Here is a 19,718-nt window from a genome sequence, read left to right as displayed (position 1 = left end):
CACTGGCCGCCCGCCCTCTACCGGCCCAGCAGCTCGGCCACCGCCTCGGCGGCCTGGTGGTCGGCATTGCAGCGAATGAGCTGATGGAGCTCGGTGAAGGTGTTTACCAGCGCGCTGTTGTCGTGCTCGAAATACTTGCTCACCTCGACCACCAGGTTCTCCGGGGTGCACTCGTGCTGGATGAGTTCGGGCACCAGCATGCGGCCGGCCAACAGGTTGGGCAGGGAGACGAATTCGGTCTTCACCAGCCGCTGGGCCAGCCAGTAGCTGAAAGGCTTGAGCTTGTAGCCCACCACCATGGGTTTTTTCACCAGCATGGCTTCAAGCGCCGCGGTGCCGGAGGCCAGCATCACCACGTCGGCGGCGATCATCGCCTCGCGGCCCTGCCCTTCCAGCAGCACCATGTCGAGATCCGGCGCCACGTCGGCCTTGATGACCATGAACTGCTCGCGCCGCTTCTGGTTGACCAGCGGCACGATGAAGCCGAGATCCGGGTAGCGCACCGTCAGGTGCTTGCACGCCTCGAGAAACAGGGGGGACATGAAGCCCACTTCCGCCGTGCGGCTGCCCGGCAGCACCGCCAGCCAGCGGCGGTTGGCATCGATGCCGAGGGTTCTGCGCACCGCGGCCTGATCCGGCACCAGCGGAATGTCGTCCGCCATGGTGTGGCCGACGAAGCGGCAGGGGGCGTCAAAGCGGTCGTAGAAGGCTTTCTCGAACGGCAGGAAGGCGAGCACCATGTCGGTGGCGGCCTTGATCTTGTGAATGCGGTTCTGGCGCCAGGCCCATACCGAGGGGCTGACGTAGTGAACCGTCTTGATACCGGCGCGGCGCAGTTTCAGCTCCACCCCGATATTGAAATCCGGTGCATCCACCCCGATGAAGATATCGGGTGGATTGGCGATGAAGTGGCGCAGCAGTTCGCGGCGGACCTTGAGGATGCGCGGCAGACGGCCCAGCACCTCGGTGATCCCCATGACGGAGAGCTCTTCCATCTCGAACAGGGCCTTCACGCCGAGGGCCTGCATGCGCGGCCCGGCGATCCCTTCGAACTGCGCGTCCGGGTAGCGGGCCTGCAGCTCGCGTACCAGACCGGCAGCCAGAATGTCGCCGGAGACCTCTCCGGCGACGACACCGATGCGAACCGGATCAGGCACGGATGATCCCGCGCTCGTTGTCTTTGAGGAAGTCCACATAGAGCTGGACGGCCGGCTCGGCTTGCGCCATCTCGATCAGCACAGGCAGCACCTCTTCGACGGTCTTGCCGGAGCGGAAGATCTCCTTGTAGGCGCGCTTGACGGCGGAGATGGCCTCAGGCGTGTAACCGCGGCGACGCAGCCCTTCGGAGTTGACCCCGAACGGTTTGGCGTAGTTGCCGGCGGCCATCACGTAGGGCGGCACGTCCTTGTTGAGGGCGGCGCAGCCACCGACGAAGGCGTGGGAGCCGACGCGGCCGAACTGGTGGATCGCGGAGAGACCGCCGAAGATCACGAAATCGCCGATCACCACGTGACCCGCCAGGGTCGCGTTGTTGGCGAAGATGCAGTTGTCACCGATGATGCAGTCGTGGGCAACGTGAACGTTGACCATGAACAGGTTGCCGCTGCCGATCCGGGTCAGGGACTGATCCTGGATGGTGCCGCGGTGCACGGTACAGTTCTCGCGAAAGACGTTGTTGTCGCCGATCTCGAGGAAGGTGCGCTCGCCGGCGTACTTCTTGTCCTGGCAATCCTCACCGATGGAGGTGTGCTGGAAGATCTTGTTGCCACGACCAATCCTGGTCGGGCCCTTGATCACCACATGGGAGCTGACCCAGGTGTTGTCGCCGATTTCCACCTCGGCACCGATGACAGAAAAGGGGCCGATTTCAACCCCTTTACCGATGACGGCAGACTCATGGACGACGGCAGTATCGTGAATGATGGCAGTCTGGTCGATCACGTGTGTTAAACCTCGCGTTTGGCGCACATCAGCTCGGCGGTACAGACCACTTCACCGTTGACCGTGGCCACACCGGTGAACTTGGCGATACCGCGACGCTCTTTCAGGAACTCCACGTCGAGCACCAGCTGATCGCCGGGGCCAACCGGACGCTTGAAACGAGCGTTGTCGATTGAGGCAAAGTAATAGAGTTCGTTGGGGGACGGCTTGCCCACCATGGTAAACGCCAGGATACCGGTGGCCTGTGCCATGGCTTCCAGGATCAGCACACCGGGGAACACCGGCTTGGCCGGGAAGTGCCCCTGGAAGATCGGCTCGTTGAAGGAGACGTTCTTGATGGCGCGCAGGGTCTTGCGCTCATCGCTGATCTCGTAGTTTTCCACCTTGTCCACCATCAGGAACGGATAACGGTGGGGCAGCAGATCCATTATTTCCTGGATACCCAGGCTCTTCTTTTCAGTAGTCAAAACAGTACCCTATACCAATCGTGATTATTCTTGGTCCAGCTTCTTCTCAAGCTTGCTCAACCGCTTGTGCATCTCTTCGATACGCATCACCCGGGCGGCGGTCTTGCGCCACTCTTTATTGGTTTGCAGGGGGATGCCGGAAGAGTAGACACCGGGCTCGGTAATGGGTCGCATCACCATGGCCATGCCGGTAACGGTGGCCTGGTCGCAGATCTCCATATGCCCGTTAAAGACGGAGGCGCCGCCAATGATACAGTATTTGCCGACCTTGAGACTACCTGCCATCACGGTGGAGCCCGCCACGGCGGTGCCGTAGCCGATCTCGACGTTGTGGGCGATCTGGCACTGGTTGTCGATGATGACGTTGTCAGCGATGCGGGTATCTTCCAGCGCGCCGCGGTCGATGGTGGTGCAGGCACCGATCTCGACCCGGTTGCCGATGGTCACGCCGCCGAGCTGGGGGATCTTGATCCACTCGCCGCGCTCGTTGGCATAACCGAAACCATCGGCGCCGATCACTGTGCCGGATTGAACCAGACAGTCGGTGCCCATGGTGACGTCGTGATAGAGGGTGACGTTGGCCCACAACCGGGAGCGGGCTCCCAGTCGGGTATTCTTGCCAACGAAACAGCCCGGACCGATGCGCACATCATCCCCCAGCACCACGCCGGATTCGATCACCGCATTGGCCCCGATGGCCACTCTCTCGCCCAGTTGCACGTCCGCCGCGATCACCGCGCTCGGATGGATATCCGTGGCCGGCTGCGGCGTGGTGTCCAGCAGTTGGGCAACCCTTGCAAAACCCACGTAGGGGTCTTTGAGCACCAGGGCATTGGTGGGACAAAATGGCAGATCCGCTTCTGTGATGAGCACGGCGGTCGCCTTGCTCTGCTCCAGATAATGCCGGTACTTTTTATTGGACAGGAAGGTGATGTCCCCCTCCCCGGCCTTTTCCAGTGTCGCTACCTTGCGGATTTCCAGGGTTCCGTCGCCATGGACCTGGGCCCCCAGTTGCTGGGCCAGCTGTGCGAGAGTGAATGCCATCAATTAGTTGCTCTTGCTTACCTGAGAAATAACCTGGGCAGAGATGTCCAGCTTGCTGGCGGCGTACGGGGCGGCATTGCGCTCCAGCACCAGATCGTAACCATTGCTCTTGGCGATGGAGTCGATGGCAGCCTGCACCTTGGTCAGGATCTTGTTGCGCTCTTCGGACTGACGGCGACCGTTGTCCTGTTCAAACGCCTGACGCTTCTGGTTGAACTCCATCTGCAGCTTGGCCAGCTTCTCCTGGCTTTGTTTTTTCTGGTCGGCGCTCATGAAGGCTTCGTCCTTCTTGAACTTCTCGACCAGTTTCTGACCATCGGCTTCCAGCTTCTGCAGCTCGCGCATGCGCGGCTCGAATTCGCCTTTCAGCTTCTTGGAAACGGCTTCACGCTGGGGCAGCTTCTGGAAGACTTCGCCCATGTCGACCACGGCGATCTTGGTCTCGGCCAAGGCGGAGCCCATGCCGGCAGCCATCAGTGCAAAACTCAAACCAGCTACTTTCAACGCTTTATTCACACTTACTCCTTGTTCCCTCATGTGAGGGCTACCTGATTTACCTGATTATGCAAGTGGTACCCAGACCGACTTGTTACCTGGTGAGGCACGCAGGCTGCGCGTCCCATCATTGAATACCCCCACCATTGGGTGGGGGCAAGGTCCGTCCTTAGAAGGTACGGCCGATGTTGAATGAGAAGAACTCGGTCCGGTCGCCCTCGTACTGCTTGAGCGGACGGGCAATCGCGAACACCAGCGGGCCCATCGGGGAGAGCCACTGCAGCGACAGACCGGCCGAGGCGCGGTAGTTGGTCGGATCCGAATAGTCGGCCAGATAGTTGCAGCCGCTGAAGCAACGGTTGCGATACTGGTCATAGTCGAAGGTGGTATCCCACACGGAGCCGGCATCGATGAAGAAGCTGGTCCGCAGTTGCGGCTGATAGGTCTCGGACGCAAACGGCGTCGGCACTATCATCTCGAGGGAGGCGACCGCCAGGGCGTTGCCGCCCACCGAGCTGTCGGTGCCCTGGATGACGTCGTTGCCGCTCAGGTTGTAGTAGTAGAGCGCCTTCGGACCGACGGTGTTGCTCTTGAAGCCGCGCAGGGTGTCGAAACCACCGGCGAAGTAGTTCTCGAAGAACGGCAGTACATGATCATAGTTGCCGTTGCTGCCGTAGCCGTTGCCGTAGGAGGCACGCGCCTTGGCCATCAGCACCCACTTGTGATCCGCATCGAACGGGAAGTAGTGCGCGTCTTCGGCGTTGAGCTTGAAGTACTGCAGATCCATGCCCGGCACTGTGACCTTGGCGTTGACCCGCTGACGATCACCGGCGGTCGGGAACTGGCCCTTGTTGAGGGTGGAGCGGGTCCAGCCGGCGGTGACGTCGACGGTGTTGAACACCATGCGGTTGTCGCCATCCTTGTTCTTGCTGTACACCTTCCAGAACTCATCCACCTGCAGATAGGGGTTGGGCTGGGACAGTTTGTTGTTTTCGACCCCGAGGCTGAAGTCGAGACGGTTGTTCTCGTTGACCGGGAAACCACTGGAGAGGCGGAAGCCGATGGTGGTGTTCTCGTAGTCCACGATGTTGGCGTCGGCCGCACTGAACTGGTTGTAGTAGAGACGACCGCCCAGGCTGACCCCGTCCACGGTGAAGTAGGGATCGTTGTAGCTGAGGTCGACGCTCTTGGAGTACTTGTTGGTACTGGCGGAGATGCCGATCTTCTTGCCGGTCCCCATGAAGTTGTCCTGCTGCAGGCCCGCCTGCAGGCTCAGGCCAGATTCGGTACCGTAGCCCACACCGGCGTTGATGGAGCCGGCCGGCTGCTCCTTGACCTTGAAGTCCAGATCGACCTGGTCATCGCTGCCCGGCACCCGCTTGGTGTCCACTTCGGCGCTCTCGAAGAAGCCGAGGCGGTTGAGACGGGTCTTGGACTGCTCGACGCTGTCGGAGGAGAGCCAGGTGCCCTCCATCTGACGCATCTCGCGGCGCAGCACTTCGTCCTTGGTGGTAACGTTGCCGCTGAAGTTGATGTTGCGCACGTAGACGCGCGGGCCCGGCTCGATGTTGACAATGAGCTCCACTTCCTTGGTCTGGTCGTTGACCTGCGGGAAGGTGACCACTTTCGGGTAGGCGTAGCCGTAGCGACCGAGGAACTTGGAGAGCACCTCTTCGGTATGGGTCACCTGGCTGGCGGAGTAGATGCTGCCGGTCTCGATGGGGATGAGCCCCTTCATCTCGCCGCCGCGATCGATCAGATCGCCCTTGAGCTGGATGCCGGAGACCTTGTACTGATCCCCTTCCTTGACGTTGAGGGTGACGTAGACCCCCTTCTTGTCCGGGGTCATGGAGACCTGGGTGGACTCCTGCTGGAAGCGGATGTAGCCGCGGTCCATGTAGTAGGAGCGCAGGGTTTCGATGTCGCCGGCCAGCTTCTGTTTCTGGTAGCGCTGGTCGCCGGTGAAGTTCCACCAGGGCACGTCATCCTTGAGGGAGAGCTGGGCCAGCAGCTTCTCTTCCGGGAAGACGTTGTTGCCGACGATATTGATCTGCTGGATCTTGGCCGCTTCCCCTTCCACGAAGGTGAACTTGAGGTCGACCCGGTTGCGCGGCAGCGGGGTGACGATGGCCTTGACCTTGGCGGAGTACTTGCCCACGCCGTAATAGAAATCTTCCAGCCCCTTCTCGAGGGAGCTCAGCACGGTGCGATCGAGGGGATCACCCACCCGGATGCCGGAGGACTCCAGGCTCTGGGTCAGTTGCTCCTCCTTGATGTCCTTGTTGCCGGAGAATTCGATGCTGGAGATGGTCGGCCGCTCCTTGACCATCACCTGCAGTACCTGGCCGTCGCGGTAGACCTTGACGTCCTCGAAGTTGCCGGAGGCATAGAGTTTCTTGATGGCGTTGGCCAGCGCGACGGAGTCGACGGAATCGCCAACCCGGATCGGCAGGTTCAACAGGGCGGCACCCAGGGTCACCCGCTGCAGACCTTCAACCTGAATATCTTGCACCACAAAAGAGGCAGGGGCCGCCTGGGCCAGGAAACTGGCACCCAGCAGGCAACTCAACACCAATGCTTTTTTAACAGCCATTTTGTTCTTATGTGTCCTTGTTGATGCTCTGGCCTCAGAGGCGAGCGAAATCATTAAACAGCGCAATACCCATCAGTAACATCAGAATGGCGGCGCCAATCCGGAAACCCACTTCCTGAATTTTTTCCGATACCGGCTTGCCGGTGACCGCCTCGATGAGGAAGTAGACCAGATGGCCACCGTCCAGCACCGGCAGGGGGAACAGGTTGATGATCCCCAGGTTGACGCTGATGAGCGCCAGGAAGCCGAGGAAATAGACCAGTCCATAGTCGGCACTGCTGCCCGCCCCCTTGGCAATGGATATGGGGCCGCTCAGGTTGTCCAGCGAGACGATGCCACCGATCAGCTTGCCGATCATGTCGAAGGTCAGGGTGGTCAGGCTCCAGGTCTTCTGGGCGCCCTGCCACAGGGCTTGCAAAGGCCCATACTGTAACAGAATCCGATACTCATCCGGTAATGGAACCAGTTGCGGCGACAGGCCGACGAAACCGACCAGCTGGCCCCGCACCTTCTTGGCATCCGGGGTCAGGGTCAGGGTCAGCTCGCTGCCCGCCCGCTCGACGGTCACCTCAAGCGGCTGCCTGGGCGACTGCTGCACCTGGTGGACAAACTGGGCCCACTCGGTGATCGCCTCATCCCCTACCCGCTTGATGCGATCACCAGCCTGGAGGCCAGCCTTCTCGCTGGCGCTCGCGGCCACCACCGCATCGACCACCGGCAGCACCTTGCCGCCGAGGGGCACTATCCCGAGGCTCCCGATGGGGGACTCCTTGTCGGGATCAAACTTCCAGCCGGCCAGCTGCAGGGTCTTGTCCACTGCATAGCTGGTGTTGGCCGCCTTGAGCTTGAGCTGGACCGAGTCATCGCCAAGGTGGCTGATGAGGGCATAGGTCACGCTCTCCCAGTCACCTGTCTCCTCGCCGCCGACGCCGACGATCTCCATGCCGGGCTCCACCCCGGCCGCCGCCACGATGGAGGCGGGACGCACCTCGCCCACCACGGGTTTGACGGCGGGGACGCCGATCATGAACATCAGCCAGAGGGCGAACAGGGCAAACACGAAGTTGGCCATGGGGCCGGCTGCGACGATGGCCATCCGCGCCCAGACGCTCTTGTGGTTGAAAGCGTATTGCTCGTCACCGGGCTTGAGCTCGTCGACCCGGCCGTCCAGCATCTTGACGTAACCGCCAAGGGGGATCAGGGCCAGCACGTACTCGGTGCCATCCTTGCCAAGCCGGCGCCAGATCGCCTTGCCAAAACCGATGGAGAAGCGCTCGACCTTGACGCCGCAGCGGCGGGCCACCCAGAAGTGGCCGAATTCATGTACCGCCACCAGCAACCCGAGGGCGACGATAAAGGCACCAATGTTCCACAACACACCACCCATCAGCCCATCACCTCGCATTCATGCATGGTCCTGTCTCCGACATTCAGGGTGAAGGCAGCACAATGCCACGAAATACTTCTCATCAGCTAAGCTCCTCAATCAAATTGTGAGCACGGGCACGGGCCGCCCCATCCAGCGCAATCAAATCGTCCAGCGAGCCGACATCCGTGCCGCCCAGGGCGAGCATGGTGGCCTCATTGACTCTGGCAATATCCATAAAACCGATCCGCTCTGCAAGGAAAGCCGCTACGGCCTCCTCGTTGGCGGCATTGAGGGCCGTGGTCGCGGCCTGCCCCTGCCGGCAGGCACTCATGGCCAGCGCCAGGCAGGGATAGCGCTCATAGTCGGGACGGATAAAGCTGAACTCTCCGACACTGAAGAAGTCCAAAGGTTCCACACCGGACTCGACCCGAGCCGGATAGGCCAGGGCGTGGGCGATGGGGGTGCACATGTCCGGGTTGCCGAGCTGAGCCAGCACGGAGCCGTCCTTGTACTGCACCATGGAGTGGATGACCGACTGGGGATGGATCACCACCTGGATCTGCTCGGGCGCCGCGTTGAACAGCCAGCGCGCCTCGATATACTCCAGCCCCTTGTTGATCATGGTGGCGGAGTCGACCGAGATCTTGGCCCCCATGGACCAGTTGGGATGGGCGATGGCCTGGGCCGGGGTGACATGGGCCAGCTCGCCGATGTCGGTGTAGCGGAACGGGCCGCCGGAGCCGGTCAGCAGGATCTTGCTGATCCCCGCCCCCGCCAGGTCGCAAAAGCCCGGCTGGCGCTGGATGGCCTCGGGCAGGCACTGGAAAATGGCGTTGTGTTCGCTGTCGATGGGCAGCAGCTCGGCGCCGTGCTCGCGTACCGCCTCCATGAAGAAGGCTCCGGACATCACCAGCGCCTCCTTGTTGGCCAGCAGGATGCGCTTGCCGGCCCGCACGGCGGCCATGGTGGGCGCGAGGCCGGCGGCACCGACGATGGCCGCCATCACACTGTGGGCATCGGGGTGAGCGGCCACGTCGCACAGGGCGGCCGGACCGGACAGCACCCGGGTGGCGCTGCCGTGGGTCTTGAGTTGACCTGCCAGCTCGGCGGCAGCCGCCTCATCCACCATGACGGCGAAACGGGGGGAAAACTCGAGGCAGTCGCGCAGCATGGCATCCACGCTGCGGGCCGCCGTCAGCGCCAGCACCTGCCAGCGCCCAGGATTGTGCCGCAGTACCTTGAGCGTACTCTGACCAATGGAGCCGGAAGCTCCCAGAATCACCAGGTTATGCATCAAAACTCCCGCTGTATGACGAATGGATGGCACCTGCGGCCTGCCGGATCATCGGGCAGTCCATCAGAACTCCTGGCTGAGCAACAGGTAGCTGAGCAGGAATACCGGCAGGGCGGCGGTCAGGCTGTCGATACGGTCGAGAATGCCGCCGTGACCGGGCAGCAGGGTCCCTGAATCCTTGATGCCGGCCTCGCGCTTGAACATGCTCTCGGTCAGGTCACCGAGCACAGAGGCGAGCACCGCCAGCAGGGAGCAGAACAGCACTATGGCCATCTTGGCGGGCACGAAGCCCATGAACCAGGTCACCCCCACCGCCAGCAGGCTGGCGGTAAACAGGCCGCCACACATGCCTTCGATGGTTTTACCCGGGCTCACGGCCGGCGCCAGCTTGTGTTTGCCGAACGCCTTGCCGAAAAAATACGCGCCAGAATCTGCCGCCCAGACCAGTCCCATCACGAACAGCAGGATCCAGGCTCCCATCATGGGGTCGTGATAGAAGTTGTAACCACGGATGGCCACCAGGGACCAGAAGAAGGGCACCAGGGTCACCAGACCGAACAGGGACTTGAGCCAGATGGACTCCTTCCACAGCTTGGCGCTCTGGGGGTAGCGCAGCACCAGCAGCAGCCCCAGCAGCCACCAGCTGACGGCGGTCCAGAGCACGCCCATCACCAGCGGATGCAGGTGGGGAGTCCACAACTGCTCCACCGGCAGCCAGAACAGGCTGGCACCGAGCAGCAGGCAATAGACCAGCGGCAGCCACTGTTGCGGTTTGGCGGAGACAAAGCCGCTCCACTCGCGGCTGGCCAACAGAAATACCAGAGATGCCAACAGGGCAAAGAATTTCAACGGCAGAAAAAAGAGGGCTCCCAACACCAGGGGAACCAGTAGCAATGCGGTAATAATTCGTTGTTTTAGCAAAAGAAGCCTCTCTCTTGGGAGGGGGGTTAGCCGGTCTGTTGCTCGGCGATCAATTCCCGGATCTGTTCACCGGTGCAGCCAAAACGGCGCTCACGGGAGACGAAGGAGGCCACGGCCTCGCTGAACTCGGCTTCGCCGAAGTCGGGCCACAGCACCGGGGTAAAATAGAGCTCGGCATAGGCGAGCTGCCACAGCACGAAGTTGCTGATGCGATGATCGCCACCGGTACGGATCAGCAGATCCACCGGCGGCAGGTCGGCCATGCACACCTCGCGACCAAGCAGGGTTTCATCAATCTGGTCGGCCGACAATTCACCTGCCGCCACAGCCGTGGCCAGCTTGCGGGCCGCCTGGGTGATGTCCCACTGGCCACCGTAATTGGCGGCGATGTTGAGGGTCAGCCCCCTGTTGTTGGCGGTCAGCGCCTCCGCCTTGGCGATTTTGGCCTGCAGCCGTTCGCTGAAGCGGGCGGTATCACCGATCACCTTGAGCCGAATGCCGTTGCTGTGCAGCTTCTGCACCTCGCGGCCCAGCACCGTCATGAACAGCTCCATCAGGGCACTGACCTCCCCTTCTGGACGGCGCCAGTTCTCGCTGGAAAACGCAAACAGGGTGAGCGCATCCAGCTTGGCACGCGCGGCAAAGGTTACCGCCTCGCGAACGGACTTCACGCCGGCCTTGTGGCCATAGACCCGCATCTTGCCACGGTTCTGGGCCCAGCGTCCGTTGCCATCCATGATGATGGCCACATGACGAGGCAAGGACGAATTGGCACAATCACCTACGGCTGCCAAAAGCGACATTCATTTCTCCCACAAAGACAAAAGCGCCGTGCAGGGGCACTACACGGCGCTCGTAATATACCTGTCAGAGGCTTAGATTTCCATTAGCTCCTTTTCCTTCACGGCCAGTGCATCGTCTACCAGCTTGATGAAGGAATCGGTCAACTTCTGGATCTCTTCCTGGGCACGACGGTCGTCGTCTTCGGAGATCTCCTTGTCTTTGAGCAGGGCCTTCAGATCGGCGTTGGCATCGCGACGGATGTTACGAACGGCAACCCGGGCACCTTCCGCTTCGGCACGCACGATCTTGGTCAGATCACGACGGCGCTCTTCGGTCAGCGGCGGCAGCGGCACGCGCAGGGTCTGGCCGTTGCTGGACGGGTTCAGGCCCAGATCGGAGGTCAGGATGGCCTTTTCCACCGCCTGGATCATGGAGCGATCGAAGATGGAGATGGAGAGGGTGCGGGCATCTTCTGCCACCACGTTGGCCAACTGTTTCAGAGGAGTGGCGGCACCGTAATACTCCACCTGGATGCCGTCGAGCAGGCTCGGGTGAGCGCGGCCGGTGCGGATCTTGGACATCTGGGTCTTGAGCGACTCGACACTCTTGCCCATACGGTCCTTGGCGTCGTTTTTAATCTCGTTGATCACAGTGGTTTTCCTTTTGGCGAACGAGCCGTCTACCGGCCCGTATCTATCTTATTTGCTGGCGTCATGGACAAACGAGCCGGAGCTCACGCTTGTCTCACTTGCTGACATGGTGGATCAGGGTACCTTCCGGCTCACCCATGATCACCCGACGCAGCGCACCCGGCTTGTTCATGTTGAACACGCGGATCGGCAGATCGTGGTCGCGGGCCAGAGTAAAAGCAGCAAGATCCATCACTTTGAGTTCTTTTTCAAGAACTTCATCATAACTCAGTTCATGGTACAGCACGGCATCCGGATTCTTGACCGGATCATCCGTGAACACGCCATCCACCTTGGTGGCCTTGAGCACGACGTCAGCTTCGATCTCGATCCCGCGCAGACAGGCCGCAGAATCGGTAGTAAAGAAGGGGTTGCCGGTACCGGCGGAGAAGATCACCACCTTGCCGGCGCGCAGCTGGCTGATGGCTTCAGCCCAGACATAGGAGTCACAGATGCCTTGCAGGGAGATGGCAGACATCAGACGGGCATTCACATAAGCACGATGCAGGGCATCACGCATGGCCAGACCGTTCATCACGGTAGCCAGCATACCCATGTGGTCGCCCACCACGCGGTTCATGCCCGCCTTGGCAAGACCGGCACCACGGAACAGGTTGCCGCCACCGATGACCAGACCGACCTGAACACCCAGCTCAACCAGTTCTTTGATCTCTTGGGCCATCCGATCCAGCACTGCCGGATCAATGCCAAAACCCTCGGATCCTTGCAGGGCTTCACCACTCAACTTCAGAAGAACACGTCTGTATGCAGGCTTGGGATTGGTACTCATGTCACTGATTCCTGGTCATATAAAGACCGCGACATAAGTCGCGGTCTGGGGAAACGGAAAAACCGGTTCGATTAGGCCTTTTGAGCGGCCGCGATTTGAGCTGCTACTTCTGCAGCGAAATCGGTCTCTTGCTTCTCGATGCCTTCGCCCACTTCGAAACGGGTGAAGGAAACAACGTCAGCGCCTTCTTTCTTCAGCAGCTCGGCAACGGTCATGGAAGGATCCTTCACGAACGGCTGACCAGTCAGGGAAACCTCACCAGTGAACTTCTTCATGCGGCCTTCAACCATCTTCTCGGCGATCTCTTTCGGCTTGCCGGAGTTGATGGCGATGTCGATCTGGATTTCGCGCTCTTTGGCAACGACGTCGGCAGACACATCTTCCGGCTTGACGAATTGCGGGCTGTTGGCAGCAACGTGCATGGCCAGATCTTTGGCCAGCTCGTCGGTACCACCGACCAGCTTGGTGATAACACCGATGCGGGAACCGTGAACGTAGGTGCCCAGGTTGTCACCTTCAACCAGCATCACGCGACGCAGGTTCATGTTCTCACCGATCTTGGCGATCAGGTTGGTGATGGTCAGCTCTACGGACTCGCCGTTGCCGAAGTCAGCGGCTTTCAGCGCGTCAACGTCAGCAATCTTCTGGGTAGCGGCGATCTCAACGATTTTCTGACCCATGGCCAGGAAGCCGGCATCCTTGGAAACGAAGTCAGTCTCGCAGTTCAGCTCGATCATGACGGCAACGTTGCCTTCGGTACGGGCGAAGATCACACCTTCAGCGGCGATACGGCCAGCTTTCTTGGCGGCTTTGGCCTGACCGGATTTGCGCATGTTTTCGATAGCCAGTTCGATATCACCGTTGGCTTCTTCCAGTGCTTTTTTGCAATCCATCATGCCAGCGGCGGTGCGCTCGCGCAGTTCTTTTACCAGGGCGGCAGAAATGTTTGCCATGTCCAGTATCCTCGGTCTTGAATTGACAAGAAACAGGGGCCACAAGGGCCCCTGCTAACCAATTACATCAGCTTGGTTAATAAGGGCTTTGCAGTCCTTATCAATTACTCAGCTTCAACGAAGCCATCTTGTTCGGCTTGAACAACGATGTCCTGAGCGCGAGCTTCCAGTACGGTGTCAGCAGCAGCATTCAGGTACAGCTGAACGGCACGGATAGCGTCGTCGTTACCCGGGATGACATAGTCAACGCCGTCCGGGTTGGAGTTGGTATCAACGATGGAAACTACCGGGATACCCAGGTTGTTGGCTTCTTTGATAGCGATGTGCTCGTGGTCGGCATCGACAACGAACAGAACGTCAGGCAGGCCGCCCATGTTCTTGATACCACCCAGGCTCTTCTCCAGCTTTTCCATTTCGCGAGTACGCATCAGCGCCTCTTTCTTGGTCAGCTTGTCGAAGGTACCGTCTTGGCTCTGGGTTTCCAGATCTTTCAGGCGCTTGATGGACTGACGAACGGTTTTCCAGTTGGTCAGCATGCCGCCCAGCCAGCGGTGGTTAACATAGAACTGGTCGCAACGCTCAGCGGCTTCTTTTACGGCTTCAGACGCGGCACGCTTGGTACCTACGAACAGTACCTTGCCCTTCTTGGCAGCTACGGAGCTGATGAAGTTCATGGCATCGTCAAACATCGGAACGGTTTTTTCCAGGTTGATGATGTGAACCTTGCTGCGGGCACCGAAGATGTAGGATTTCATTTTCGGGTTCCAGTAACGAGTCTGGTGACCGAAGTGAACGCCGGCTTGCAGCATGTCGCGCATAGAAACTTTAGCCATTTTATACCTCTGTATTGGGGTTAGGCCTCCACACATCCCATATAACCGACCCGTTAAGGCACCCCGGCATATGTGTCGATGTGTGTGTGTTGTTTAAGTAAGGGTGATGGTACGGGGAGACAAGTTCCCCATTCCGGCGCGCTTTATACCATAACTTTGGTCAGGACACCACCAGCCGTACCGCTAAAAATGGATCCCTGCCGAGCAGGTTGCGGCACCGATTTGACGCTGTGATGACAATCACACTGGAAGTAAACGGGGGTTGGGGATAAAATTTTGGCCTGATTGCAAACGCATCTATTTTTCATTACCTGATTGCCGGACATCACAGGGTGCGCGGTCAGGTCCCAAGAGAGATCCCATGTCCATTAAAATCAAGACACCGGAAGAGATTGAAAAGATGCGCGTTGCCGGCCAGCTGGCCGCCGATGTGCTGGTCATGATCGCCCCCCACGTCAAGGCGGGCGTCACCACCGACGAACTGAACACCATCTGCCACAACTACATGGTCGACGTGCAGCAGGCCATCCCTGCCCCGCTCAACTATCACGGCTTCCCCAAGTCCATCTGCACCTCGGTGAACGATGTGATCTGCCACGGCATTCCGAACCACAAGAAGCTGCGCGAGGGTGACATCATCAACCTCGACATCACCGTCATCAAGGATGGCTACCACGGTGATACCTCCGCCATGTTCATCGTGGGCGAGACCACCCCGCTGCGCCGCCAGCTCTGCAAGGTGGCTCAGGAAAGCCTCTACGCCGCCATCAAGCAGGTGCGCCCCGGCATGTGCATCACCGAGATCGGCGCCGTGATCCAGCCCATCGTCGAGAAGGCCGGTTTCTCCGTGGTACGTGACTACTGTGGTCACGGCATCGGGGCCGAGTTCCACGAAGAGCCGCAGATCCTGCACTACCGCAACGGCGGCAAGCTGGAGCTCAAACCTGGCATGTGCTTCACCATCGAGCCCATGGTCAACAGCAAGAAGTACCACTGCAAGGTCAACCCGAAGGATGGCTGGACCGTGACCACCAAGGATGGCGGCGACTCCGCCCAGTGGGAGCACACCCTGCTGGTGACCGAGGATGGCTGCGAGGTGCTGACCCTGCGCCCGGACGACACTATCGACCGTCTCATCAAACACGGTTAACATCAAACCCCGGCCCCTCGCCGGGGTTTTGTTTTTATCAGCCGCAGGCCCCGCACTTCGGCCTGCGACAAGAGTGTGAGACGCCATGGACGCCAGCCTGCTTTCCCCCCATCTGCTGCCCGACGATCAGCTCACCCGCGAGAACTGCAAGGAGTACCTGAGCCGTTTTCTCGGCTGGCTGCACGCCCGCTTCGACGCCGGTGACAACATCATCGAACTGGTGGCCACCCGCTCCGAATACATGGACCAGCTGCTGACCCGGCTGTGGCAGAAATTCGGCTTCGACAAGACGGAGCTCACCCTGATCGCGGTGGGAGGCTATGGCCGCGGCGAGCTGCACCCCCACTCCGACATAGACCTGCTGATCCTCTACGAAGGGGACGAGCTGGACGAGGTGCTGGGGCTGCGCATCGGCGAGTTCATCACCCTGTTGTGGGATCTCAAGCTGGAGGTGGGCCAGGCGGTGCGCAACGTGCGCGAGTGCATCGAGCAGGGACGCGGCGACATCACGGTCGCCACCAACCTCATCGAGGCGCGCTACATCACCGGCCGCGAGGCGGGCTTCCAGCAGCTCAAGGAGGCTACCGGCCCCCAGCACTTCTGGCCGAGCGAGCAGTTCTTCAAGGCCAAGCGCGAAGAGCAGGCCCAACGCCATCAGCAGTTTCTCGGTACAGCCTACAAGCTCGAACCGGATCTCAAGTGCAATCCGGGGGGGCTGCGCGACATCCAGACCCTGGCCTGGGTGGCTCGCCGCCACTTCGGCGCCACCACCCTGTTCGAGATGACCAGCCACGGTTTTCTCAACCGGGCCGAGTATCGCGAGCTGCTCGACTGCCAGAATTTCCTCTGGAAGGTGCGCTTCGCCCTGCACATGGCCATCAACAAGGGCGACAACCGGCTGCTGTTCGATCGCCAGCGCACCGTGGCCCAGATGCTGGGTTTCGAGGGGGAAGGCAACGCCCCGGTCGAGCAGATGATGAAACGTTTCTATCAAACGGTGCGACGGGTCTCCGAGCTCAACGAGATGCTGCTGCAGCTGTTTGACGAGGCGATCCTCGGCAACACAGCCATGGACGTGCGCCGCCTCTCCGACGAGTTCCAGCTGCGCGGGCGCCTCATCGATGCGGTGGATAGCGAGCTGTTCGGCCGCGATCCCGCCGCCATCCTGCGCCTCTTCTACCAGATTGCCCAGCACCCGGAGATTGCCGGCATCCACTCCGCCACCTTGCGCCAGCTGCGCGAGGCGCGTCGCAAGCTCAACTGCTGGCTGCAGGACCTGCCCGAGTGCCGCCGCCTGTTCATGGCGCTGCTGCGCCACCCCAACGGCATCGGCCAACCACTCAGCCTGATGCACAAATACGGCATCCTGGCCGCCTACCTGCCGCAGTGGAACCTTATCGTCGGCCAGATGCAGTTCGACATGTTCCACGCCTACACGGTGGACGAACACACCCACCGGCTGCTCAAGAACATCCACCAGTTTCCCAACCCGGCCAGCCGCCAGACCCACCCGCTCTGCCACGAGGTCTTCACCCGGCTGCGCAAGCCGGAGCTGCTCAGCATCGCCGCCCTGTTTCACGACATCGCCAAGGGGCGACGTGGCGATCACTCCGAGCTCGGCGCCGTCGATGCGCTGGAGTTCTGCCAGCTGCACGGCCTGGATCGCTACGAGAGCCGGCTGGTCGCCTGGCTGGTGCGCCACCATCTGCTGATGTCGGTCACCGCCCAGCGCCGCGACATCTACGACCCGGACGTGGTCACCGACTTTGCCCAGAAGGTGCGCGACGAGCAGCACCTCGACCTGCTCTACTGCCTGACAGTGGCCGATATCTGCGCCACCAACGACACCCTGTGGAACGACTGGAAGGGCACCCTGCTGCGCGAGCTCTACTTCGCCACCCAGAAAGCCCTGCGCCAGGGGCTGGAAAACCCGCCTGACATGCGCCTGCGGATCCGTGAAAACCAGCGCCAGGCCAAGCAGTTCCTGGCCCAGCGCGACGTGCCGGAAGAGGCCATCAACCAGCTCTGGAGCGATTTCAAGGCCGATTATTTCCTGCGCCACACCCCGGAACAGATCGCCTGGCACTGCCGCAAGATCATCGAGCACGGCGACAACCCGGCGCCGCTGGTGATCATCGGCAAGCACCCGACCCGCGGCGGCAGCGAGGTGTTCATCTACTGTCGCGACACCCCGAATCTGTTCGCCACCGTGGCCTCGGCGCTGGATCAGAAGAACCTCAACATCCACGACGCCCAGATCATGAATTCGCGCAGCGACTACGTGCTCGATACCTTCGTGGTGCTCGAGCCCAACGGCGAGCCCATCAGCCCCAACCGCACCGCCACCATCAAGAAAGCACTGGAGAAGGCGCTGCAGGAGCCGGGCAAGCTGGTGCTGCGCAGCAAACCGCTGTCGCGCCGCCACCGCCAGTTCAGCGTGCCGACCCGGGTGGTGTTTCTGCCCCACAAGGGGGAAAACCGCCACACCCTGCTGGAGCTGACCGCGCTCGACACCCCGGGCCTGCTGGCCCGCATCGGCGCCGTGTTCCAGCAGTGCGGCCTGTCGCTGCACGCCGCCAAGATCACCACCATCGGCGAGCGGGTGGAGGACTTCTTCAGCCTCACCACCCTGGCTGGAGAACCCCTGACCCAGACCGAGCAGCAAGCGCTGGAGGAGCGGCTGGTCAATCAGCTCAACCCTGTGGAGAGTGCTGAAGGGTAGGCCCATGACACCCCGGACCGGCCTCACAAGACCCCGTTTATCAACCTGATTTTTCAGTCAGAACAAGTGGTTGGGCCACTCGAGTACAATAAATCGCCGTTCTTGTGAAGAAATCGGCCCGGGCCCTTAAAAACAGTTGGAAAAGTGTGATACAACAAACGGAATTTTTTAAAGGAAACCTGTCATGACCGAGTTGCAACAGATCATCGAAGCGGCCTTCGAGCGCCGTGATTCCATCACTCCCGGCTCCGTCGATGCCGCCACCAAGGCCGCCATCCTGCAAGCCATCGACCTGCTGGATTCCGGCAAGGCCCGCGTCGCCGAGAAGATTGCCGGCGAGTGGGTGGTGCACCAGTGGTTGAAGAAGGCGGTGCTGCTCTACTTCCGCATCAATGACAACGGCATCATCAAGGGCGACGATGCCCAGTACTACGACAAGGTTCCCCTCAAGTTCTCCGACTACAGCGCCGAGCAGTTCAAGGCCGCCGGTGTGCGCGTCGTGCCCCCTGCTACCGCCCGCAAAGGCTCCTTCATCGCGCCCAATACCGTGCTGATGCCCTCCTACGTCAACATCGGCGCCTTCGTCGATGAAGGCACCATGGTCGACACCTGGGCCACCGTGGGCTCCTGCGCCCAGATCGGCAAAAACGTGCACCTCTCCGGCGGCGTCGGCATCGGCGGCGTACTGGAGCCGCTGCAGGCCAACCCGACCATCATCGAGGACAACTGCTTCATCGGTGCCCGTTCCGAAGTGGTGGAAGGGGTGATAGTGGAAGAGGGCTCCGTCATCTCCATGGGCGTCTTCATCGGCCAGTCCACTCGCATCTATGACCGTGAAACCGGCGAAATCCACTACGGCCGCGTGCCGGCTGGCTCGGTGGTCGTCTCCGGCTCCCTGCCCTCCAAGTGCGGCAAGTACAGCCTCTACGCCGCCGTCATCGTCAAGAAGGTGGATGCCAAGACCCGCGCCAAGGTCGGCATCAACGCCCTGCTGCGTTCCATCGACGAGTAAGCGGTTTTGTTGTGATTTAAAAGGGCGCCTTATGGCGCCCTTTTGATTTTGGCGCCCCTGTCACAGGCAAGCCACACCGGCTCGGTTAAGATAGACGTGACAGGATCGTTTCAAACCGAGGAAGCCTGATGTACGAGAATCTGAAGAGCCTGGGGATCCAGGATCCCGCCTCCGTCGACAGCTATACCCTGCGCCAGGAGGCCAACCACGACATCCTCAAGATCTACTTCAAGAAGCAGAAGGGCGAGTTTTTCGCCAAGAGCGTCAAGTTCAAATACCCGCGCCAGCGCAAGACCATGCTGGTCGATTCGGGCACCCATGAGTACAAGGATGTCACCGAGATCAACGCCAATCTGAAATACGTGGTGGACGAGCTCGACAACCTGACCCAGGGCGTGCACGTGCAGGCCGACCCGGACATCAAGCAGAAGATCTTGCGCGACCTGCGTCACCTGGAAAAAGTGGTGCAAAACAAGATCAGCGAAATCGAGCGGGATCTGGAAAAGCTCTAAACCGGTCTGATGCAGCAAAGGCGCCCACGGGCGCCTTTTTCATTGGGTCACATCATACAGGCGCCATCAGGCCAGCCCCGCACATGCCCCACCGCCCAAACGCGGCCCAGCAAAAAGGGAGGCTTGCGCCTCCCTTTTCGGAACTCGGAA

At 60.6% G+C, this 19,718-nt stretch carries 18 protein-coding genes; 4 read left to right on the top strand and 14 right to left on the bottom strand.

What is annotated here, in order from left to right; all coding sequences use genetic code 11:
• Positions 1-17 precede the first annotated feature (17 nt).
• The 14 genes from lpxB to rpsB form a co-directional block, all read right to left on the bottom strand.
• Positions 18-1,157, bottom strand: a complete 1,140-nt coding sequence (lpxB, locus tag I6L33_RS10060; RefSeq protein WP_216973992.1) for a lipid-A-disaccharide synthase — start codon at positions 1,155-1,157, stop codon at positions 18-20.
• Positions 1,150-1,941, bottom strand: a complete 792-nt coding sequence (gene lpxA / locus I6L33_RS10055) for an acyl-ACP--UDP-N-acetylglucosamine O-acyltransferase (RefSeq protein ID WP_017764123.1) — start codon at positions 1,939-1,941, stop codon at positions 1,150-1,152. The genes lpxB and lpxA overlap by 8 nt, the downstream gene beginning before the upstream one ends.
• A 5-nt stretch (positions 1,942-1,946) precedes the next feature.
• Positions 1,947-2,408 (bottom strand): 3-hydroxyacyl-ACP dehydratase FabZ, encoded by a 462-nt coding sequence (gene fabZ, locus I6L33_RS10050; protein WP_010634777.1) that lies wholly within the window; start codon positions 2,406-2,408, stop codon positions 1,947-1,949.
• Positions 2,409-2,432: 24 nt separating this feature from the next.
• A complete protein-coding gene (lpxD, locus tag I6L33_RS10045; RefSeq protein WP_005303442.1) occupies positions 2,433-3,452 on the bottom strand; it encodes a UDP-3-O-(3-hydroxymyristoyl)glucosamine N-acyltransferase in 1,020 nt (339 codons plus the stop codon).
• 3 nt (positions 3,453-3,455) lie between these two features.
• Entirely contained in the window at positions 3,456-3,968 is a 513-nt protein-coding gene (locus tag I6L33_RS10040; RefSeq protein WP_017764121.1) for an OmpH family outer membrane protein, read from the bottom strand.
• A gap of 148 nt (positions 3,969-4,116) precedes the next feature.
• Positions 4,117-6,540, bottom strand: a complete 2,424-nt coding sequence (gene bamA, locus I6L33_RS10035; RefSeq protein WP_005303446.1) for an outer membrane protein assembly factor BamA — start codon at positions 6,538-6,540, stop codon at positions 4,117-4,119.
• Positions 6,541-6,574: 34 nt separating this feature from the next.
• Positions 6,575-7,927, bottom strand: coding sequence for a sigma E protease regulator RseP (gene rseP / locus I6L33_RS10030; protein WP_017764119.1), 1,353 nt, complete (start codon positions 7,925-7,927; stop codon positions 6,575-6,577).
• Between the two features lie 82 nt (positions 7,928-8,009).
• Positions 8,010-9,203, bottom strand: coding sequence for a 1-deoxy-D-xylulose-5-phosphate reductoisomerase (gene ispC, locus I6L33_RS10025; RefSeq protein WP_005303450.1), 1,194 nt, complete (start codon positions 9,201-9,203; stop codon positions 8,010-8,012).
• A 63-nt stretch (positions 9,204-9,266) separates the two neighbouring features.
• Positions 9,267-10,124 (bottom strand): phosphatidate cytidylyltransferase, encoded by an 858-nt coding sequence (locus I6L33_RS10020; protein WP_005303453.1) that lies wholly within the window; start codon positions 10,122-10,124, stop codon positions 9,267-9,269.
• A gap of 26 nt (positions 10,125-10,150) precedes the next feature.
• Entirely contained in the window at positions 10,151-10,927 is a 777-nt protein-coding gene (gene uppS, locus I6L33_RS10015) for a polyprenyl diphosphate synthase (protein ID WP_005303454.1), read from the bottom strand.
• A 72-nt stretch (positions 10,928-10,999) separates the two neighbouring features.
• On the bottom strand, positions 11,000-11,557 hold the full coding sequence (gene frr / locus I6L33_RS10010; RefSeq protein WP_005303456.1) for a ribosome recycling factor: 558 nt from the start codon (positions 11,555-11,557) through the stop codon (positions 11,000-11,002).
• 94 nt (positions 11,558-11,651) lie between these two features.
• Complete coding sequence (gene pyrH / locus I6L33_RS10005) at positions 11,652-12,386, bottom strand: UMP kinase (protein ID WP_005303458.1); 735 nt, start codon at positions 12,384-12,386, stop codon at positions 11,652-11,654.
• Positions 12,387-12,457: 71 nt separating this feature from the next.
• A complete protein-coding gene (gene tsf / locus I6L33_RS10000; RefSeq protein WP_005303460.1) occupies positions 12,458-13,339 on the bottom strand; it encodes a translation elongation factor Ts in 882 nt (293 codons plus the stop codon).
• A gap of 104 nt (positions 13,340-13,443) precedes the next feature.
• A complete protein-coding gene (gene rpsB / locus I6L33_RS09995) occupies positions 13,444-14,172 on the bottom strand; it encodes a 30S ribosomal protein S2 (RefSeq protein WP_005303470.1) in 729 nt (242 codons plus the stop codon).
• A gap of 361 nt (positions 14,173-14,533) precedes the next feature.
• Here rpsB and map point away from each other — a divergent pair, with 361 nt between their 5' ends.
• The 4 genes from map (at position 14,534) to I6L33_RS09975 (ending at position 19,568) form a co-directional block, all read left to right on the top strand.
• Positions 14,534-15,322 carry a type I methionyl aminopeptidase gene (gene map / locus I6L33_RS09990; protein ID WP_005303471.1) on the top strand — a complete coding sequence of 263 codons (789 nt, stop codon included), beginning with the start codon at positions 14,534-14,536 and terminating at the stop codon, positions 15,320-15,322.
• 85 nt (positions 15,323-15,407) lie between these two features.
• Entirely contained in the window at positions 15,408-18,044 is a 2,637-nt protein-coding gene (glnD, locus tag I6L33_RS09985; protein ID WP_005303472.1) for a bifunctional uridylyltransferase/uridylyl-removing protein GlnD, read from the top strand.
• A 184-nt stretch (positions 18,045-18,228) separates the two neighbouring features.
• On the top strand, positions 18,229-19,056 hold the full coding sequence (gene dapD / locus I6L33_RS09980; protein WP_005303473.1) for a 2,3,4,5-tetrahydropyridine-2,6-dicarboxylate N-succinyltransferase: 828 nt from the start codon (positions 18,229-18,231) through the stop codon (positions 19,054-19,056).
• Between the two features lie 128 nt (positions 19,057-19,184).
• Entirely contained in the window at positions 19,185-19,568 is a 384-nt protein-coding gene (locus tag I6L33_RS09975) for a DUF3461 family protein (RefSeq protein ID WP_005303475.1), read from the top strand.
• Positions 19,569-19,718 lie beyond the last annotated feature (150 nt).

This window comes from Aeromonas sp. FDAARGOS 1403, assembly GCF_019047325.1.
Classification (GTDB): Bacteria; Pseudomonadota; Gammaproteobacteria; order Enterobacterales; family Aeromonadaceae; genus Aeromonas; species Aeromonas dhakensis.
This window is presented reverse-complemented; position numbering and strand designations above follow the sequence as displayed.